The organism is Orlajensenia leifsoniae (genome assembly GCF_004570845.1).
In the GTDB taxonomy this organism is placed as follows: domain Bacteria; phylum Actinomycetota; class Actinomycetes; order Actinomycetales; family Microbacteriaceae; genus Orlajensenia; species Orlajensenia leifsoniae.
The window spans coordinates 379,080-395,450 of sequence record NZ_SPQZ01000001.1 but is presented as its reverse complement, the minus strand read 5'-3'; the positions used below and the strand labels follow the sequence as shown (position 1 = coordinate 395,450).

At 68.6% G+C, this 16,371-nt stretch carries 17 protein-coding genes and 1 tRNA gene; 9 read left to right on the top strand and 9 right to left on the bottom strand.

Annotation, left to right across the window (positions count from 1 at the left end; all coding sequences use genetic code 11):
• Positions 1 to 73: transfer RNA gene (locus E4M00_RS01970), tRNA-Lys, on the bottom strand.
• 87 nt (positions 74 to 160) lie between these two features.
• Here E4M00_RS01970 and E4M00_RS01965 point away from each other — a divergent pair.
• The 3 genes from E4M00_RS01965 (at position 161) to E4M00_RS01955 (ending at position 2,842) form a co-directional block, all read left to right on the top strand.
• Positions 161 to 790 carry a DNA-directed RNA polymerase subunit beta gene (locus tag E4M00_RS01965; RefSeq protein WP_135118869.1) on the top strand — a complete coding sequence of 210 codons (630 nt, stop codon included), beginning with the start codon at positions 161 to 163 and terminating at the stop codon, positions 788 to 790.
• A gap of 107 nt (positions 791 to 897) precedes the next feature.
• Positions 898 to 1,671: a class I SAM-dependent methyltransferase gene (locus tag E4M00_RS01960; protein ID WP_135118868.1), complete on the top strand. Its 774-nt coding sequence runs from the start codon at positions 898 to 900 to the stop codon at positions 1,669 to 1,671.
• A gap of 283 nt (positions 1,672 to 1,954) precedes the next feature.
• Positions 1,955 to 2,842, top strand: a complete 888-nt coding sequence (locus E4M00_RS01955; protein WP_135118867.1) for an aminodeoxychorismate lyase — start codon at positions 1,955 to 1,957, stop codon at positions 2,840 to 2,842.
• 105 nt (positions 2,843 to 2,947) lie between these two features.
• Here E4M00_RS01955 and pstB read toward each other — a convergent pair whose 3' ends face one another.
• The 7 genes from pstB to E4M00_RS01920 form a co-directional block, all read right to left on the bottom strand.
• Positions 2,948 to 3,727: a phosphate ABC transporter ATP-binding protein PstB gene (pstB, locus tag E4M00_RS01950; RefSeq protein ID WP_055821005.1), complete on the bottom strand. Its 780-nt coding sequence runs from the start codon at positions 3,725 to 3,727 to the stop codon at positions 2,948 to 2,950.
• A 58-nt stretch (positions 3,728 to 3,785) separates the two neighbouring features.
• Positions 3,786 to 4,877, bottom strand: coding sequence for a phosphate ABC transporter permease PstA (gene pstA, locus E4M00_RS01945; RefSeq protein ID WP_193555534.1), 1,092 nt, complete (start codon positions 4,875 to 4,877; stop codon positions 3,786 to 3,788).
• Positions 4,877 to 5,821, bottom strand: a complete 945-nt coding sequence (gene pstC / locus E4M00_RS01940; protein WP_135118866.1) for a phosphate ABC transporter permease subunit PstC — start codon at positions 5,819 to 5,821, stop codon at positions 4,877 to 4,879. Before pstC ends, pstA begins: the two co-directional genes overlap by 1 nt.
• Positions 5,822 to 5,957: 136 nt before the next feature.
• Positions 5,958 to 7,049, bottom strand: coding sequence for a phosphate ABC transporter substrate-binding protein PstS (gene pstS / locus E4M00_RS01935; protein ID WP_135118865.1), 1,092 nt, complete (start codon positions 7,047 to 7,049; stop codon positions 5,958 to 5,960).
• Between the two features lie 178 nt (positions 7,050 to 7,227).
• Entirely contained in the window at positions 7,228 to 8,166 is a 939-nt protein-coding gene (locus E4M00_RS01930; RefSeq protein WP_135118864.1) for an NUDIX hydrolase, read from the bottom strand.
• Positions 8,163 to 10,331: an RNA degradosome polyphosphate kinase gene (locus E4M00_RS01925; protein ID WP_135118863.1), complete on the bottom strand. Its 2,169-nt coding sequence runs from the start codon at positions 10,329 to 10,331 to the stop codon at positions 8,163 to 8,165. Before E4M00_RS01925 ends, E4M00_RS01930 begins: the two co-directional genes overlap by 4 nt.
• 217 nt (positions 10,332 to 10,548) lie before the next feature.
• Complete coding sequence (locus E4M00_RS01920) at positions 10,549 to 11,229, bottom strand: winged helix-turn-helix transcriptional regulator (RefSeq protein ID WP_055823076.1); 681 nt, start codon at positions 11,227 to 11,229, stop codon at positions 10,549 to 10,551.
• A gap of 76 nt (positions 11,230 to 11,305) precedes the next feature.
• On the opposite strand from E4M00_RS01920, the gene E4M00_RS01915 reads away from it, so the two are divergent.
• The 5 genes from E4M00_RS01915 to E4M00_RS01900 are packed head-to-tail and all read left to right on the top strand — an operon-like array spanning position 11,306 to position 14,588.
• Positions 11,306 to 11,590, top strand: coding sequence for a hypothetical protein (locus E4M00_RS01915; protein ID WP_135118861.1), 285 nt, complete (start codon positions 11,306 to 11,308; stop codon positions 11,588 to 11,590).
• A 30-nt stretch (positions 11,591 to 11,620) separates the two neighbouring features.
• Positions 11,621 to 11,743, top strand: a complete 123-nt coding sequence (locus E4M00_RS18135) for a hypothetical protein (RefSeq protein ID WP_268765571.1) — start codon at positions 11,621 to 11,623, stop codon at positions 11,741 to 11,743.
• A gap of 6 nt (positions 11,744 to 11,749) precedes the next feature.
• Positions 11,750 to 12,358 (top strand): nitrobindin family protein, encoded by a 609-nt coding sequence (locus E4M00_RS01910; RefSeq protein ID WP_135118860.1) that lies wholly within the window; start codon positions 11,750 to 11,752, stop codon positions 12,356 to 12,358.
• A gap of 5 nt (positions 12,359 to 12,363) precedes the next feature.
• Positions 12,364 to 13,521: a CAF17-like 4Fe-4S cluster assembly/insertion protein YgfZ gene (gene ygfZ, locus E4M00_RS01905; RefSeq protein WP_135119194.1), complete on the top strand. Its 1,158-nt coding sequence runs from the start codon at positions 12,364 to 12,366 to the stop codon at positions 13,519 to 13,521.
• Positions 13,521 to 14,588, top strand: coding sequence for an FUSC family protein (locus E4M00_RS01900; RefSeq protein WP_135118859.1), 1,068 nt, complete (start codon positions 13,521 to 13,523; stop codon positions 14,586 to 14,588). Before ygfZ ends, E4M00_RS01900 begins: the two co-directional genes overlap by 1 nt.
• A 145-nt stretch (positions 14,589 to 14,733) precedes the next feature.
• Here the strand turns inward: E4M00_RS01900 and E4M00_RS01895 are convergent, their stop codons facing one another.
• The gene (locus E4M00_RS01895) at positions 14,734 to 15,543 is read right to left on the bottom strand and encodes a class I SAM-dependent methyltransferase (RefSeq protein WP_420813401.1); all 810 of its coding nucleotides are present in this window, start codon (positions 15,541 to 15,543) and stop codon (positions 14,734 to 14,736) included.
• A gap of 33 nt (positions 15,544 to 15,576) precedes the next feature.
• Here E4M00_RS01895 and E4M00_RS01890 point away from each other — a divergent pair, with 33 nt between their 5' ends.
• A complete protein-coding gene (locus tag E4M00_RS01890) occupies positions 15,577 to 16,329 on the top strand; it encodes a phosphoglyceromutase (protein ID WP_135118858.1) in 753 nt (250 codons plus the stop codon).
• Positions 16,330 to 16,371: the final 42 nt, after the last annotated feature.

The following is a 16,371-nucleotide window of genomic DNA, read 5'->3' as shown; positions in this document are numbered from 1 at the left end:
TGGGCCCCGTCGGGCTCGAACCGACGACCCAGGGATTAAAAGTCCCTTGCTCTACCAACTGAGCTAGAGGCCCGTGTCTCTAACTTATCGTGGATCACGGGCCGTCGAATGCGCGTAGCGTTGGGCGGAGCGCCTTGGACGAGACCCGGAACGGAGCACCATGGCAGACGGATTCCACAAGCCCACGAAGTTCCCCTCACGCGTGTTCGAGGCGTTCCACGGCGGTGACGACCCGGCCACACTCAGCCGCGTCGCCCACGAGACGGCGAACGCGCTGTTGTCGCGGGTGCGGGAGAATCCCGACCCGGCCGTCGTCGAGCGCCTGGTCGCCTACACCGACGAGCACGGCATCGACGCGGTCGCCGAACTCTGGGCCCAGGCATCCGCCCGCAGCCTGCCGGGTGCGCTCTGGAGGCTCTACCTTCTGCGCCTGCTGATCCGTCAGGATCCGACGGGCACAGCGTTTCTGTTCCAGCGCGGCACCGAACTCGCTGTGGGCGTCGACCCCGTCGTGGCCGGCGCTCCCACGCCGACGGGTCCCGAGGAGGTCGTGGCGCTGGCCGACGACATCCTGCACGGCATCTTCGCCGGCGACTTCGGCATCGCGCTCGACCGCGCTGCCGCCTTCTGCCGCATCATGGCGGGAGGGGCGACGAGCATCGCCGACGATTCGGAAGCCACCGAGCCCGAGCGCAGCAGCGAGCTGACGACCCGCGCACTGCGGTTCTCCGAACTCGGCCAGGAGTTGGGTGCCTGCGCCCGCCTGTGGCGCAGCTACTCGCTGGACTGAGCGTGCCCACTGGCGTAACGCGGCATCCATCGCCTGACAGACTGGGCTGAGACGCCACGTGGCGTGTGGATTCGGCTGAGACGGATGCGGGGAGGACGACGATGGCCATGGAACGCACCGGAGACGGCAGTGCCGGCGACGCCGATTACGCGCGCATAGGCTTCGGCTACGCCGACTACCGTCGCCCCGATCCACGGATCGCCGCGGCCATCCTGCGGGAGTTGGGCGACGCGTACACGGTTCTGAACGTCGGTGCCGGCGCCGGATCGTACGAGCCGCGCGACCGCGACGTCACCGCCGTGGAACCCTCGGCGACCATGCGCATCCAGCGCGAAGCCGGCCTGCCCCGCGCCATCGACGCGACGGCAGAGAAGCTGCCGTTCGACGACGACGCCTTCGACGCCTCGCTCGCCACCTTCACCGTGCATCAATGGGCCGACATCGACCGTGGTCTCGCCGAGATGCGACGGGTGACGCGCGGACCGGTGCTGGTGCTCAGCTGCGACCCTAAGGCCCTCGACCGGTTCTGGCTCGACGAGTACGCGCCCGAGGTCATCGACACCGAGGCCGCGCGCTACCCCGCGGTCGAGCACATCGCCGAAGCTCTGGGCGCGAACAGCCGCATCATCGAGGTTCCGATCCCGCTCGACTGCCTCGACGGCTTCGGCGAGGCCTACTACGGACGCCCCGAGGCGCTGCTCGACCCCGGTGCACGCCAGGCGAACTCGGCGTGGAGCTTCGTCGGCCCGCTCGTGGCGCGCCGTTTCGTGCGCGAGCTCGGCGACGAACTGGCCTCCGGTGCCTGGGATGCGAAGTACGGCGACCTGCGCACCCAGCCCGAGTTCGATGGCTCGCTGCGGCTCATCGTGGGACTGGAGTAGGGGCGCGCTTCGTCCGCGGACTTCATCCGGGCCTCAGCGAGCGACGTGATGGGAATAGCTCACGGCATCCGTCGCTTACACTTGTACATGGCCGGGCCGCAGTAACCCCGGGCTCCAATATTCGCCGCTCCGAGCGGCCTCGCGCCGAGAGGCGTTCTGCGGCCCGGCCATTTCTCTGCCCTGCGGGGCCGATGCGCATGCCGCCGGGACGGATGCCTCCTCGCGGCCGCCGCGGATGTCAACCCGCCGCCACCGCGCCATCCGCCGAACTAGGCTTTCGATCATGTCGTTGCCGTACACGCTGCTCATCGATCCGCTCGCCGCGGATGACGCCACCTCCGCCACCGCCGGCACCTTCCGGGAGATCGACGCCTCGGCGCCCGCTCTCAGGGTGGGCGAGCTCAGCACCCAGCGCGGCGACGGCATCTTCGAGACCATCGCCGTGGTCGACGGCCACGTGCAGGAGTCCGAGCCCCACCTCGCGCGTCTGGTGCGCTCGGCCGAGATCTGCGACCTCCCCGTGCCGAACCTGCGCCAGTGGCGAGCCGCGATCGCCTTCGCGCGCGAGCAGGTGCCTGCCGAGGGCGAGCTCGCCATGAAGTTGGTACTCAGCCGCGGGGTCGAGCACGGGCCGGCGCCGACGGCGTGGCTCAGCGTGAATGCGGCATCCGATTCGACGGATGCCCGCACGAAGGGCATCCGCGTCGTGACCCTCGACCGCGGTTACGACCACGGGGTCGCCGAGCGTGCTCCCTGGCTGCTGCTCGGCGCCAAGACGCTGAGCTACGCCATCAACATGGCGGCCCTGCGCGAGGCGCATCGTCGCGGAGCCGACGACACCATCTTCGTCACCAGCGACGGCTACGTCATGGAGGGGCCGACCTCGAGCGTCATCGCCCGCATCGACGGTGTCTTCGTCACGCCGAAGCCCTCGGGATCCATCCTCGCGGGCACCACGCAGGCGAGCCTGTTCGAGCACATCCGCGAGCACGACTTCCCCGTCGCCGAGCGCGACATCACGGTCGAGGAACTGCGGCGGGCGGATGCCGTCTGGCTGGTCTCGAGCGTGCGCCTGGCCGCACCGGTCGTCGACCTCGACGGGGTGCCTCTCGCCCTCGACGCCGAGGCCAACGCCGCCTTCACGCGCTACCTGCTGAGCCCGCGCGACTGACCTCCGATACGCGAACTGCCCACTTCCGCCAGTGCGCGAACGCGCACACCGGCGGAAGTGGGCAACTCGACGATCAGATGAGCGTCAGCCGAGCACGAGCAGGGATCAACCGAAGCGGCCCGAGACGTAGTCCTCGGTGGCCTGCACGCTCGGGTTCGAGAACATCGTGGTGGTGTCGTCGTACTCGATGAGCTTGCCGGGCTTGCCGGTTCCGGCGATGTTGAAGAACGCCGTGCGGTCGGAAACGCGCGATGCCTGCTGCATGTTGTGGGTCACGATGACGATCGTGAACTCCTGCTTCATCTCCTCGATGAGGTCCTCGATGGCGAGGGTCGAGATCGGGTCGAGGGCCGAGCACGGCTCGTCCATGAGGATGATCTCGGGGTTGACCGCGATGGCGCGAGCGATGCACAGACGCTGCTGCTGACCGCCCGAGAGGCCGGAACCCGGCATGTGCAGGCGGTCCTTCACCTCGTTCCAGAGGTTGGCTCCGCGCAGCGACTTCTCGATGAGGTCGTCGCCCTCGGACTTCGACATGCGCTTGTTGTTGAGCTTCGCGCCGGCGAGCACGTTGTCGCCGATCGACATCGTCGGGAACGGGTTCGGACGCTGGAACACCATGCCCACCTGGCGGCGCACGAGCACGGGGTCGACGCCGGCCCCGTAGAGGTTGTTGCCGTCGATCAGCACCTCGCCCTCGACGCGTGCGCCGGGGATGACCTCGTGCATGCGGTTGAGGGTGCGCAGGAACGTGGACTTGCCGCATCCGCTCGGACCGATGAAGGCGGTGACGGTGCGGGGCTCGATGGTCAGCGAGACGCCTTCCACAGCGAGGAAGCTGGAGTAGTAGACGTTGAGGTCGTTGACCTCGATGCGCTTGGACATGGATTCCTTCGTTCGGTGGTGCGGGGGAGGAGTGCGGGGAGGTCGGTGGCGCCGCGGCTCAGCGCAGGCCCTTGGGGGCGAGGAACTTCGCCACCAGTCGGGCGATGATGTTGAGCAGGGCGACGATGAGGATGAGCGTGAGAGCGCCGGTCCAGGCGCGGTCGAGGTAGGCCTGCGCATCCGTTCCCTGGCTCGCGTACTGGTTGTACACGAACACGGGCAGCGTCATCATGCGCTCGGCGAAGAGGTTGTAGTTCATGCTCGCCGTGAAGCCGGCGATGATGAGCAGCGGCGCCGTCTCACCGATCACGCGGGCGATGGAGATCATCACGCCGGTGATGATTCCGGCGATCGACGTCGGCAGCACCACCTTGAGCACCGTGAGGTACTTCGGAACACCGAGGGCGAGGGCGGCCTCGCGCAGCTCGTTCGGAACGAGCTTCAGCATCTCCTCACTGGAACGCACGACCACGGGGATCATGAGCACGCTGAGGGCGACGGCGCCACCGAATCCGAAACGGATGCCGGGATCGTCGAAGAGCAGCGCGAACAGGGCGAATGCGAACAGGCCGGCCACGATCGACGGGATGCCCGTCATCACGTCGACGAAGAAGGTGACGCCGCGCGCCAGGCGGCCGCGTCCGTACTCGACGAGGTAGATGGCGGTGAGCAGGCCGATCGGCACGGAGATGAGCGTCGCCATGCCGGTGATGAGCAGCGTTCCGACGATCGCGTGCAGTGCGCCACCGCCGGCGCCGACGACGTTGCGCATCGACTCGGTGAAGAACGAGAGGTCGAAGCGGGCGACGCCCTTCACGATCACCGTGTAGGTCACCGAGATCAGAGGAACGAGCGCGATCGCGAAGGCGCTGGAGACGAGGGCTGTGACCAGGCGATCGGTGGCCTTTCGGCCGCCCTCGACGAGGCGCGAGATCAGCCAGATGAGCACGCAGAACAGCACGACGGCGAGCACGGCCATGCCCGCCCAGTTGAACGCTTCACCGCCGGCGGCGTCGACGACGGCGAAGATCGCGATCGACAGGGCGAACGCGCCGGCCAGCAGCCAGAGAGGGGAGTACTTCGGGAGCTTGCCCGAGGTGAGGGCGTTGGGCATCGCCGTGGCGGGAGCCTTGGTGGTCGTCATGGTCATCAGTTGGCTCCCGAGAAGGCCTTGCGGCGGCCGACGATGTAGCGTGCGATCGAGTTCACGCCGAGGGTGATCACGAACAGGATGAGCCCTGTCGCGATGAGGATGTTGACGCCCACGTCATGGGCCTCGGGGAAGTTCAGGGCGATGTTTGCCGCGATGGTCGTCGGGTTCTGCGACTGCACCAGCGCGAACGAGATGATCGTGGCAGGGGAGAGCACCATGGCGACGGCCATGGTCTCGCCGAGTGCGCGGCCGAGGCCGAGCATCGCCCCCGAGATGACACCGGGGCGTCCGAACGGCAGCACGGCCATGCGGATCATCTCCCAGCGGGTGGCGCCGAGCGCCAGGGCGGCCTCCTCGTGGAGGCGAGGGGTCTGCAGGAAGACCTCGCGGCTGATGGCGGTGATGATGGGGAGCACCATCACGGCGAGCACGATGGCCACGGTGAGAATGGTGCGACCGGTACCGGAGACGGGCCCGGCGAAGAGCGGGAACCAACCGAACCACTCCGTGAGGTTCGCGTAGTACGGCTGCAGCGCCGGGGCCAGCACGCCGATGCCCCAGAGGCCGAAGACGACGGAGGGGACCGCGGCGAGGAGGTCGACGACGTAGCCGAGGCCCTGGGCGATGCGGCGCGGGGCGAAGTGGGTGATGAAGAGAGCGACGCCGATCGCGAGCGGCACCGCGAAGATCATCGCGAGAGCGGCGGACCAGACGGTTCCGAAGACGAGCGGGCCGACATACGACCAGAAGTTGGTGGCGTCGCCCTTGAAGTCGTCCGATTCAGCCACGAAGGCCGGCATGGACTGGGCGACCAGGAAGATCGCGACGGCGGCGAGCACCGCGAGGATCAGGCTGCTCGCGACGACAGTCAGCGTGGAGAACACCCGGTCTCCGGGTCGCTCCTTCGCGGTGATTGCGGGGGCGGCGACGGTGGTCGTCATGGCTGGCGAGTCCCTTGCGGTGCGTGAGGTGGGGGTGTCTGTGCGGGGTCCGCTGCCGCGAACCCCAGTCTGCCCGACCGGTCATCCGGCACGCAATGCGTGCGGATGACGGGCCGGGCAGGCGGGATATCCGTTGTTACTTGATCGAGGCCACGACGTCGGCGACCTTGCCCTGCAGCTCGGTGGAGAGCGGCGAGGAGCCGGCTGCGTCGGCAGCGACGGTCTGGCCGTCAGCCGAGGCGATGTAGCCGACGTAGGCCTTGACGAGCTCGGCCTGAGCAGCATCGGCGTACTCGGGGCAGACGATCGCGTAGCTCACGAGAACCAGCGGGTAGTGCGACGGGTCGGTCGTGGTGCGCTCGAGCTTGACGGCGAGGTCGTTGGCCTCGCGGCCCTCGACGGCGGGCGAGTCGTCGACGACGGCTGCTGCGCCCTCGGCGCTCGGGGCGACGAACTCGTCGCCGACCTTGATCTTCACGACACCGAGGTCACCGGCGCGCGAGGCGTCGGCGTAGCCGATGGTGTTCGTTCCGTTGGTGACGGCGTCGATGACACCCGAGGTGCCCTGGGCGCCCTCACCGGTCTGGTACGGGAATGGGTCGGCCGGCTTCTGGTCCCACACGTCGGGGGCGACCTGGTTGAGGTAGTCCGCGAAGTTCTTGGTGGTACCCGAGTCGTCCGAGCGGTGGACGGCCGTGATGTTGGCGTCAGGCAGGGTCACACCGTCGTTGAGGGCGGCGATCGCCGGGTCGTTCCACTTCGTGATGTCACCCTTGAAGATGTGGGCGATCGTGGCTGCGTCGAGCGAGAGCTCGTCGACACCCTCGACGTTGAACACGACGGCGATCGGGGAGATGTAGACCGGGAGGTCGACGGCCTTGGTGTCGGGAGCGCAGGCGGCGAAGGTGCCGGCGATCTCCTCGTCGTTCAGTGCGGAGTCGGAGCCGGCGAAGTCGACTCCACCGGAGATGAAGGCCTCACGACCGGCGCCGGAGCCCGACGGGTCGTAGTTGACGGTCACGTCGGGGTTGGCGGTCTGGAAGCCGGCGACCCAAGCCTCCTGGGCAGCCTGCTGGGACGAGGCGCCGGCAGCGTTGAGCGTGCCGGTGAGCGAGGAGGTGGTCTCGCTGGCTGCGGGAGCTGCATCCTCGTTTGCTGCGCACGAGGACAGTGCGATGGTGGCTACGACGGCCAGGACGACCGGGGCGCCAAAACGCTTGAGTTTCACGAATGTCCCTTTCAGGGGAAGTGATTACATGATGTGAACCTGTTCGGCTCGGTCCCGACGCTAAGCGGGCTCCGTGACGCGCAGCCTCACTGCAGGTGAACGGAGTCTTAACGGGCGCGGACGATACGTGCGCATACTGCCCTCATGCGCGGCGGTCGCCGCAGACTCCCGGCGGGGGTCAGACCCGCGGCGAGTGCGTCTCGATGGCGATGATGCCCGAGCTCGGGTTGGTCGACGACAGGTGCACAACGGAGAACGCGCCGGGCTCGAGGGAAGCCGCATCCGAGATGTAGGCACCCGTCGGCGTTCCCGTGGCCAGGGCGATCTCCCGCAGGATGTCGCCGAGCACAGGACCGTGGCTGCAGATGACGGCGGTCTTGCGCGAACGCACCCGCTTGCCGATGACGGAGCGGATGTCGGCCTTGCCCTCCTCGAACAGGTCCTGGCTGAGGTTGTCGGTGCGCTTGAGCTCGATTCCGGATGCCGCCGAGAGCGGTGTGACCGTGGTCACGCAGCGCGTCGCGGTGCTGGTCGTGATGCGCTTGGGGTGCCAGGCCGAGATGGTGTCGACAATGGTGGACGCCTGCTGCACGCCGCGCTCGGTGAGCGGTCGCGTCGCGTCGGACTTCTTCCAGTCGCTGCGGGCCATCGCCTTGGCGTGCCGCAGCACCACCAGCGAGAACGTGCGGGTCACGCCGCCGTCGACGAGTTCCGCGAAGGCGTCAAGGATCTCGACGTCGGAGGTGAAGGTCAGGTAGCTGCGGGCCTTCTTGATGGTCACCCACTCGAGGGCTGCGACCTCGCCGTTCGGCACGAAGGTGGAGTGCCGCACGGCGTCATCGCTCACCTCTGCGGCCCAGTAGTGCACGATCTTCGTGCGGTTGCCCGAGAGCGGGTAGTTCGAGACGCCGAGCGGAACGCCGAGGGCGACGGTGAGGCCGGTCTCCTCCTTGATCTCGCGCACGGCGGTCTGGGGAAGCGTCTCCCCGGGATCGACCTTGCCCTTGGGGATGGTCACATCGCCGTGCACTGTGCGGTGGATGACGAGCACCATCATGCGGCCGTCGACCACCCGCCAGCAGACCGCCCCCGCGGCGTAGATGGCTGTCGCCGTCATCGGTTCCTCCCCGGGCGCTTGCGTGATCCGATCTCGTGCATCAGCGTGTTCTGCATGTCGACGAGGAGGGCGCCGTCCTCGTCGAGGTGATGGCGCACCCACACGCCATCGTCGCCGAGCCACCACGACGAGGTGCGCTCGTCCATGGCGCGGTCGAAGAGCCCGGCGATCTCGTCGAGGTGCTCCTGCTCGGTGAGACGCACCAGAGCCTCGACGCGTCGGTCGAGATTGCGGTGCATCATGTCGGCACTGCCGATGAAGACGTGCGGGTCTCCGCCGTTCAGGAACGAGAAGATACGCGAGTGCTCGAGGTAGCGTCCGAGGATCGATCGCACCCGGATGTTCTCGCTCATGCCGGGCACGCCCGGCATCAGGCTGCAGATGCCGCGCACCCAGATGTCGACGGGGACTCCGGCGTTCGATGCCCGGTAGAGGGCGTCGATGATGGCCTCGTCGACCATGGAGTTCACCTTGATGCGGATGCGGGCGGGCTTGCCGTCGAGTGCGTTCTGCGTCTCTGTGGCGATGTGCCGCAGCAGCCCCTTCCGCAGATGCAGCGGCGCCACGAGCAGCCGCTTGAACTTCTTCTCGATGGCGTAGCCCGAGAGCTCGTTGAAGAGCCGGGTGAGGTCCTTGCCGACCTGGTCGTCATCCGTCAGCAGCCCGAGGTCTTCGTAGATGCGGCTCGTCTTGGGGTTGTAGTTGCCCGTTCCGATGTGGCTGTAGTGCTTCAGCTCGCCCTTCTCCTCGCGGATCACGAGGGCGAGCTTGCAGTGGGTCTTCAGTCCGACGAGGCCGTAGACCACGTGCACGCCGGCCTTCTCGAGCTTGCGCGCCCAGCTGATGTTCGCCTGCTCGTCGAAGCGCGCCTTGATCTCGACGAGGGCGAGCACCTGCTTGCCCGACTCCGCAGCGTCGATGAGGGCCTCGACGATGGGGCTGTCGCCCGAGGTGCGGTAGAGCGTCTGCTTGATGGCCAACACGTGCGGGTCGGCTGCGGCCTGCTCGATGAACGCCTGCACACTGGTCGCGAAGGACTCGTACGGGTGGTGAAGCAGCACGTCGCCGCGGGCGATGGCCGAGAAGATGTCGGGACGCGAGTTCGGCTCGAGCGGCTGCAGGCGTGCGCTCGTCGTCGGCACGTGCGTCGGGTAGTGCAGGTCGGGCCTGTCGATCTTGGCGATGTCGAACAGTCCGCCGAGGTCGAGCGGCGCCGGCAGCCTGTAGACCTCGTTGTCGGTGACGTCGAGCTCGCGCACGAGCAGCCCGAGGGTCACGTCGTCCATGTCGTCGGTCACCTCGAGGCGGATGGGCGGACCGAACCGGCGGCGCAGCAGTTCCTTCTCGAGCGCCTTGATCAGGTTCTCGGTCTCGTCCTCGTCGACTTCGACGTCCTCGTTGCGGGTCACGCGGAACACGTGGTGCTCGAGGATCTCCATGCCGGGGAAGAGGTCGCCGAGGTGATTGGCGATGAGGTCCTCGAGGGTGATGAAGCGCTCGGCGCCGGGGTCGTGCGGAATCTTCAGGAAGCGCGGCAGCATCTGCGGCACCTTCAGGCGCGCGAACTCCTGCTTGCCCGTCTTCGAGTTGCGCACGCGCACCGACAGGTTCAGCGAGAGTCCCGAGATGTAGGGGAACGGATGCGCCGGGTCGACGGCGAGAGGCATCAGCACCGGGAAGATCTGGCGCGAGAAGTAGTCGCGCAGGTTCGACCTCTCGGCATCCTCCAGCTCGTCCCAGCGCACGATGTGGATGCCCGATTCGGCCAGGGCGGGCCGCACCAGCTCAGCGTAGGCGGCGGCATGGCGCTCCTGCAGCTCGTGCGCCTTGGCCGAGATGTCGGCGAGAACGTCCTGGGGAGCACGCCCCACGTTGGTCGGGATCGCAAGGCCGGTGAGGATGCGGCGCTTGAGGCCGGCGACTCTCACCATGAAGAACTCGTCGAGGTTCGAGGCGAAGATCGCCAGGAAGTTCGCGCGCTCGAGAACCGGAGTCGTCGGATCCTCGGCGAGCTCGAGCACGCGCTGGTTGAACGCGAGCCAGCTCAGCTCGCGGTCGAGGTAACGCTCTCCGGGCAGGCTCGTGTCTCCGGCGGGGTCGAAGGGCTCGAAGTCGTCGTCGAAGTCGCCCGCGAGTCCGGTGTCGATCAGGTTCTCGGCATCCATGTCTTCATCATGGCATCAGCCGCATGAACAGCACGTGACGAGGACGTTATCTCCGCCACGGATGTTCTCCGGTAAGAACCGCGCGGCCGGATCTGGTCGCGTTTACAGGATGAGAGCGAGGATGACCCTCCGAGGGGCATCATGTGCGGGCTCATCCTGCAAACGTGACGGCGTCGGCACGTGACGGCGGCCGCGCGGCGCAGGCGCTGCCCGGAACTCAGCGACCGAGGCCGGCCGGTTCCTCGTCCTCGTGCACGTTGAACCTGTAGCCCACGTTGCGCACGGTGCCGATGAGCGACTCGAGGTCGCCCAGCTTGGCCCGCAGGCGCCGCACGTGCACGTCGACCGTGCGGGTGCCGCCGAAGTAGTCGTAGCCCCACACCTCGCTGAGCAGCTGCTCGCGGGTGAAGACGCGCGACGGGTGCGTCGCCAGGAATCGCAGCAGTTCGAACTCCTTGAAGGTGAGGTCGAGCGGCTTGCCGCGCACCTTCGCCGAGTAGCTGGCCTCGTCGATGATCACGCCGGAGGTCTGGATGCGGGTGTTCACCTCGGGCGCGATGCGCCCGACGGCGAGACGGATGCGGGCATCCACCTCGGCGGGGCCGGCGGACTCCACGATCACGTCGTCGACTCCCCAGTCGGGGCTGACGCCGGACAGGCCGCCCTCGGTGAGCACCAGCAGGAGGGGAACGGATATCCCCGTGGTGCGCAGGATCTGGCAGAGGGCCTTGGCGCTGGCGAGGTTCGTGCGGGCGTCGACGATCACGGCGTCCGAATCGGGCGCGGTGATGAGCTGCTGCGGATCCGCAGGGATCAGCCGCACCCGATGGCTCAACAGCGCGAGGGCGGGGAGAACTTCATTGTTGACTGCCGACGTCAGGATCAACAATTGCGCCACGCGCATTCCTCCAGCTCGTTCGTTGCGTAATCCTATCCTGATGACGCAGCCCCATTCGCGCGCCACAATGGGAACCATGACCGACACCGAAGTGCCGCTGACCCCCGCCGTGACGTTCGCGGGCATCGTCGCCGTCTGGATCCTCGCTGTCGTCGGAGCCGTCGTGGTCCTCACGGCGGTCGCACCGGAGGAACGCTTCGGCGGCCTCTGCCTCAGCCTCGCGCTGTGCGCGATCGCGGCGTTCTGCGTGCAGCTCGCCACCCGTCGTCGCGACGGTTTCGTCTCGCGCGTGGTCGCGAGCTTCGTGGGCAGCGTCGTGATTACCGCCATCGCCGGCATCGTGGTCGCCGTGACGCTCTGAACGGTCCTCGAGCGGGGATAGACTCGAGCCATGGCCGGCGGCGAACTCATCTTCCTCGAACTCTTCTTCCTCGGACTTCTGGGCCTTGCGAGCCTCGCGATCGCGTGGGTCTCCGGCGTCGTGGTCTACAAGCTCTTCCGGGGGCAGCGGTAACACCCCATGATCGAGCTGCCCGTCGAGCTTCCGGCCGAGCTGGTTCCCCTCTCGTGGCTGCTCGGGGTCTGGGAGGGCTCCGGCGTCATCGACTACACCATCGGTGAGGCATCCGTCACCCACGAATTCGGTCAGCGCGTGAGCTTCAGCCACGACGGACTGCCGCACCTGAACTACACCTCGTACAGCTGGCTGTTCCCCACCGAGGAGGGCGGGGAACCGACGCCGCTCGTGACCGAGACCGGGTACTGGCGTCTCAGCCGCCAGCTCGGAGACGCCGACGCCGGTCCGGCGATGCTCCCGGGCGTCGGCGAGCGGCCGTTCCGTGACGCCGAGTCCGTCGAGACCCTGCGCAACGCAGCAGGAGGATTCGACATCGAGGTGACGCTCGTGCACCCCGGAGGTGTCGCCGAGCTCTATCTCGGCCAGGTGAAGGGCCCGCGCATCGATCTGGCGACGGATGCCGTCATGCGCACGCAGGGCGCCAAGCCGTACTCGGCGGCCACCCGCCTCTACGGCCTCGTCGACTCACACCTGCTCTGGGCGTGGGACATCGCCGCCCTCGGCCAGGACCTGCGCACGCATTCCTCCGGCCGACTCGCGAAGGTCGAGTGATGACGATGACGGATGCCGTCTCCCCCCTCCTCGCCACCCCCGGTGCCGTTCGTGCCGACGGGGTCGACGAGGGGGTCGCCGCCCACTACGGCAACCCGAACGTCGAGCAGCGCCGTCTCGAGGACGGCACGGCCGTCGTCGACCTCTCCCACGCCGGCGTCGTGAGCGTCACCGGCCCCGACCGCCTCACCTGGCTCAACTCCATCTCCAGCCAGGCGCTCGATCGTCTGGCGCCGGGGGAGTCGTCCGAGACCCTCATCCTCGACCCGCAGGGCCGCATCGAGTACGACGCCCATGTCTTCGACGACGGTGTCACGACCTGGCTGCTCGTCGACCGTGTCGAGACCGCCGGCCTGTTCGGCTGGCTCGACCGCATGCGCTTCACGCTGCGTGTCGAGGTGGCCGATCGCACCGAGGAGTTCGCCACCGTCGGCACCATGGCGACGGATGCCGCATCCGTCGGCCTCGAGATCGCCGCCCCGAACGGCGTCCCCCTCGTCTGGCGCGACCCGTGGTCGGAGATCGCCGTGGGCGGCTGGCAGTACGCGTCCGAGGTCGAGCATCCGGCCGCCACCTGGGACTTCAGCGAGGTGCTGGTGCCGCGAGCATCGCTGACCGCTCTCGCCAAGCGAGCCGGCACCGGTACCCCGGTCCTGGCCGGCACCCTGGCCCTCGACGCCCTGCGCATCGCCGCCTGGCGCCCCCGGTTCTCGACCGAGGTCGACGAGCGGAGCATTCCGCACGAGCTCGACTGGATGCGCAGCGCCGTGCACCTCGACAAGGGCTGCTACCGCGGCCAGGAGACCGTGGCGAAGGTGCACAACCTCGGCCACCCGCCGCGCCGTCTCGTGATGCTGCATCTCGACGGATCCGACACCGTCCTCCCGGCTCATGGCGACGAGGTCTTCGCCGAGAAGAAGCGCCCGGAGTCCGAGGCCGGCTGGCGCGGGGTGGGGAGCGTCACGTCGAGCGCCATCCACCACGAGCTCGGGCCGATCGCGCTCGCCGTCATCCGTCGCGGAGTCCCCGTCGACGCACCGCTCGAGGTGCACACGGCCGAGACGGGTGAGATCGTCGCGGCCGCCCAGGTCGTGGTCGTGCCGCCCGAGGCCGGATCCACCGCCGGCATCCCGCGGATGCCGCGGCTCGGCGTCCGCCGCTGATGCGGCCGCGGTTCGACACCGCGGCGGCGTGGGCACGTACCAGGGACGCCCTGCCGCCCGTCGCCCAGATCACAGTGACCGCGGTGGCGAGCTTCGCCTTCGCCCACTACGTGGTCGGGCACCAGTCGCCGCTGATCGCGGCCATCGTCGTCATCTCCGCCCTCGGCTTCGTGCGCGACGCGAGGCCCGTGCGCATCCTCGAGACCGTGCTCGGCATGACCCTGGGCATTGCGCTGGCGGAGTTGCTGCTGCTCGGATTCGGAATCGGTCTGCTGCAGTACGCCGTCGCCCTGGCCCTCACGATGCTCGTCGCCCGGTTCCTGCTGCCGAATCCGGCCTTCGCCGTCGCGGCTGCCGTGCAGTGCTCCCTGGTGATGCTCTCGCCATTGCCGGCCGGCGGTCCGTTCACCCGCACCGTCGACGCACTCGTCGGCGGAGCGTTCGCCCTCCTCGCCACTGTGCTCATCCCGCGTGACCCGGGCAAGGCGGCCACGCGCGCGGGGTTGCGCATCCTCGCCGAGCACGACGGCATCCTCGCCGACCTCTCGGCGGCGCTCGCCGAGGGCTCGGCGCCGAGAGCCGACTCGGCTCTGGCGCGGGCGCGGGCGACCCAGCCGTTGACGGACGCCTGGTCGAACGCCGTCGAATCGGGCGTGGCCATCGCGCGGCTGTCGCCCTTCCTGCGTCGCCGCCGCTTCGACCTGGCCAGGCAGGCGTCGATGCAGGCCGCGATCGAGCTGTGCACCAGGAGCCTGCGCGTCGTCGCCCGTCGTGCCGCCTACGTCGCCCGCGATGGTGCTCCGCGGCTGGCCGTCGCCGACCTCCTGGCGCGGGTGCGGGTGAGCGTGGAGCTGATCAGCGAGTCGTTGACGGATGTCTCCCTGCAACCCGTCGCGCGACAGTCGCTGGTCGAAGTGGCTCGCCATCTCGACCCGGCCGGGATGGCGCCGGACGGCGACTTCGCCGACCGCAACCTCGTGCAGGCGATGCGGCCGTACATCGTCGACGCCCTCGCCGCGACGGGCATGAACGCCGACGAGGCGAGAGACCTGCTGCCGCGGGCGTAGGACCCGTACCCGCTGCTCAGCACCACCCGCGCGCAGAGGGACGGGAGCGAAGCGAGCGCCCCGAAGCGCCATTCCATCCCGCAACTCGGCTTCGCCGCAGCCGCTGGCGCGTCTGTGGCTCTGCCAGCGGAGGTGGCGCCAGAGTTCAGAGCGGCGCCACGGCCGCCCAGTCCACGGTGAGCTCTCCGAGCCGCCAGCGCCGCACGCCTCCGCGCACGGGCCAGCCGGCATCCGCCAGCATCCGCACGACGGCGATCCAGCGTTGCGACGGCCCGTAGACCGAGAGTGGAGCGTTCACCTGCCAGGCGCGATCCAGCTCGAGGAGCAGGGCGTGGATGCGCTCACCGGGCACGTTCCGGTGGATGAGCGCCTTGGGCAGCCGTTCGGCCACGACCGACGGCGCCTCGAGCTCCGCGAGGCGCAGGCTGATCGTGAGGGTCTGCACGGCATCCGGAGTCACCGCCACCCAGCTCGAGATCCGGCCGATCTCGTCGCAGGTCCCCTCGACGAGCACTCCGCCGGGCTGGAGCCGCGACGTCATCAGCGCCCAGGCGTCGAGAACGTCGGCCTCGTCGTACTGGCGCAGCACGTTGAAGGCACGGATGACGACCGGCCGCCGACCGGAGGGGAGCGGCACCTCGAAGCCCCCGAGCGCGAACGACACCCGGGCGTCCGCGGCGAAGCCCGTGGTCCCGGCGCGCACGATGGCGAGCTGCTCGGTGGCCGTGCGCACCCGGCCGGGCTCGATCTCGACGCCGAGGATCTCGACATCGGGGCGCGCCTTCGTGAGCCGCTGGTGCAGCTCGAGGGCCGTCACGCCGCTGGCGCCGTATCCGAGGTCGACGACGAGAGGGTCCTCGGTGGTGCGGAGGACGGGCAGCTCCGCGATCCAGCGGTCGACGCGACGCAGCCGGTTGGTGTTCGTGGTGCCGCGGGTGACGGATCCGACGGGCATGCTCCCCAGTATCGCAAGCGATAGATTGGAGCCATGACTGCGCCTTACACCCTCATCCTGTTGCGCCACGGAAACAGCGACTGGAACCAGAAGAACCTGTTCACCGGATGGGTCGACGTCCGCCTGTCCGACCAGGGCCGCGCCGAGGCCAAGCGCGCCGGCGAGCTGCTCGCCGAGTCGGGCCTGCTGCCCGACGTTCTGCACACCTCGGTGCTCACCCGCGCGATCCAGACCGCGGACATCGCACTCGAGGAGGCCGACCGCCTCTGGATCGACGTGAGGCGCTCCTGGCGTCTGAACGAGCGTCACTACGGCGCCCTCCAGGGCCTCGACAAGGCCGAGACTCTCGAGAAGTACGGTCCCGAGCAGTTCCAGCTCTGGCGTCGCTCCTTCGACGTGCCGCCGCCCGTGCTGGCGGACGACGCCGAGTACTCGCAAGTCGGCGACCCCCGCTATGCCGACCTCCCCGATGCAGACCTTCCGCGCACCGAGTGCCTGAAGGACGTCATCGACCGGATGCTGCCCTACTGGGAGTCCGACATCTCGGTCGACCTGAAGGCGGGCAAGACCGTGCTGGTGACCGCCCACGGCAACTCGCTGCGCGCACTCGTCAAGCACCTCGACGGCATCTCGGACGACGACATCGCCGAGCTCAACATCCCGACCGGCATCCCGCTCGTCTACCGCCTCGACGAGAGCCTCGCCCCACTCGGTGCCGGCGAGTACCTCGACCCGGAGGCGGCGGCAGCCGGCGCAGCCGCCGTGGCCGCGCAGGGCAAGAAGTAACCGCTTAAACCCCAAAGCGAGGAACTTCTCCCGAATCACGGC

What these genes read in the sequence shown, in the direction of transcription:
- E4M00_RS01965 (WP_135118869.1), top strand. Translation starts at nt 161, where the DNA reads ATGGCAGACGGATTCCACAAGCCCACGAAGTTCCCCTCACGCGTGTTC.
- E4M00_RS01960 (WP_135118868.1), top strand. Translation starts at nt 898, where the DNA reads ATGGAACGCACCGGAGACGGCAGTGCCGGCGACGCCGATTACGCGCGC.
- E4M00_RS01955 (WP_135118867.1), top strand. Translation starts at nt 1,955, where the DNA reads ATGTCGTTGCCGTACACGCTGCTCATCGATCCGCTCGCCGCGGATGAC.
- pstB (WP_055821005.1), bottom strand. Translation starts at nt 3,727, where the DNA reads ATGTCCAAGCGCATCGAGGTCAACGACCTCAACGTCTACTACTCCAGC.
- pstA (WP_193555534.1), bottom strand. Translation starts at nt 4,877, where the DNA reads ATGACCATGACGACCACCAAGGCTCCCGCCACGGCGATGCCCAACGCC.
- pstC (WP_135118866.1), bottom strand. Translation starts at nt 5,821, where the DNA reads ATGACGACCACCGTCGCCGCCCCCGCAATCACCGCGAAGGAGCGACCC.
- E4M00_RS01930 (WP_135118864.1), bottom strand. Translation starts at nt 8,166, where the DNA reads ATGACGGCGACAGCCATCTACGCCGCGGGGGCGGTCTGCTGGCGGGTG.
- E4M00_RS01925 (WP_135118863.1), bottom strand. Translation starts at nt 10,331, where the DNA reads ATGGATGCCGAGAACCTGATCGACACCGGACTCGCGGGCGACTTCGAC.
- E4M00_RS01915 (WP_135118861.1), top strand. Translation starts at nt 11,306, where the DNA reads ATGACCGACACCGAAGTGCCGCTGACCCCCGCCGTGACGTTCGCGGGC.
- E4M00_RS18135 (WP_268765571.1), top strand. Translation starts at nt 11,621, where the DNA reads ATGGCCGGCGGCGAACTCATCTTCCTCGAACTCTTCTTCCTCGGACTT.
- E4M00_RS01910 (WP_135118860.1), top strand. Translation starts at nt 11,750, where the DNA reads ATGATCGAGCTGCCCGTCGAGCTTCCGGCCGAGCTGGTTCCCCTCTCG.
- ygfZ (WP_135119194.1), top strand. Translation starts at nt 12,364, where the DNA reads ATGACGGATGCCGTCTCCCCCCTCCTCGCCACCCCCGGTGCCGTTCGT.
- E4M00_RS01900 (WP_135118859.1), top strand. Translation starts at nt 13,521, where the DNA reads ATGCGGCCGCGGTTCGACACCGCGGCGGCGTGGGCACGTACCAGGGAC.
- E4M00_RS01895 (WP_420813401.1), bottom strand. Translation starts at nt 15,543, where the DNA reads ATGCCCGTCGGATCCGTCACCCGCGGCACCACGAACACCAACCGGCTG.
- E4M00_RS01890 (WP_135118858.1), top strand. Translation starts at nt 15,577, where the DNA reads ATGACTGCGCCTTACACCCTCATCCTGTTGCGCCACGGAAACAGCGAC.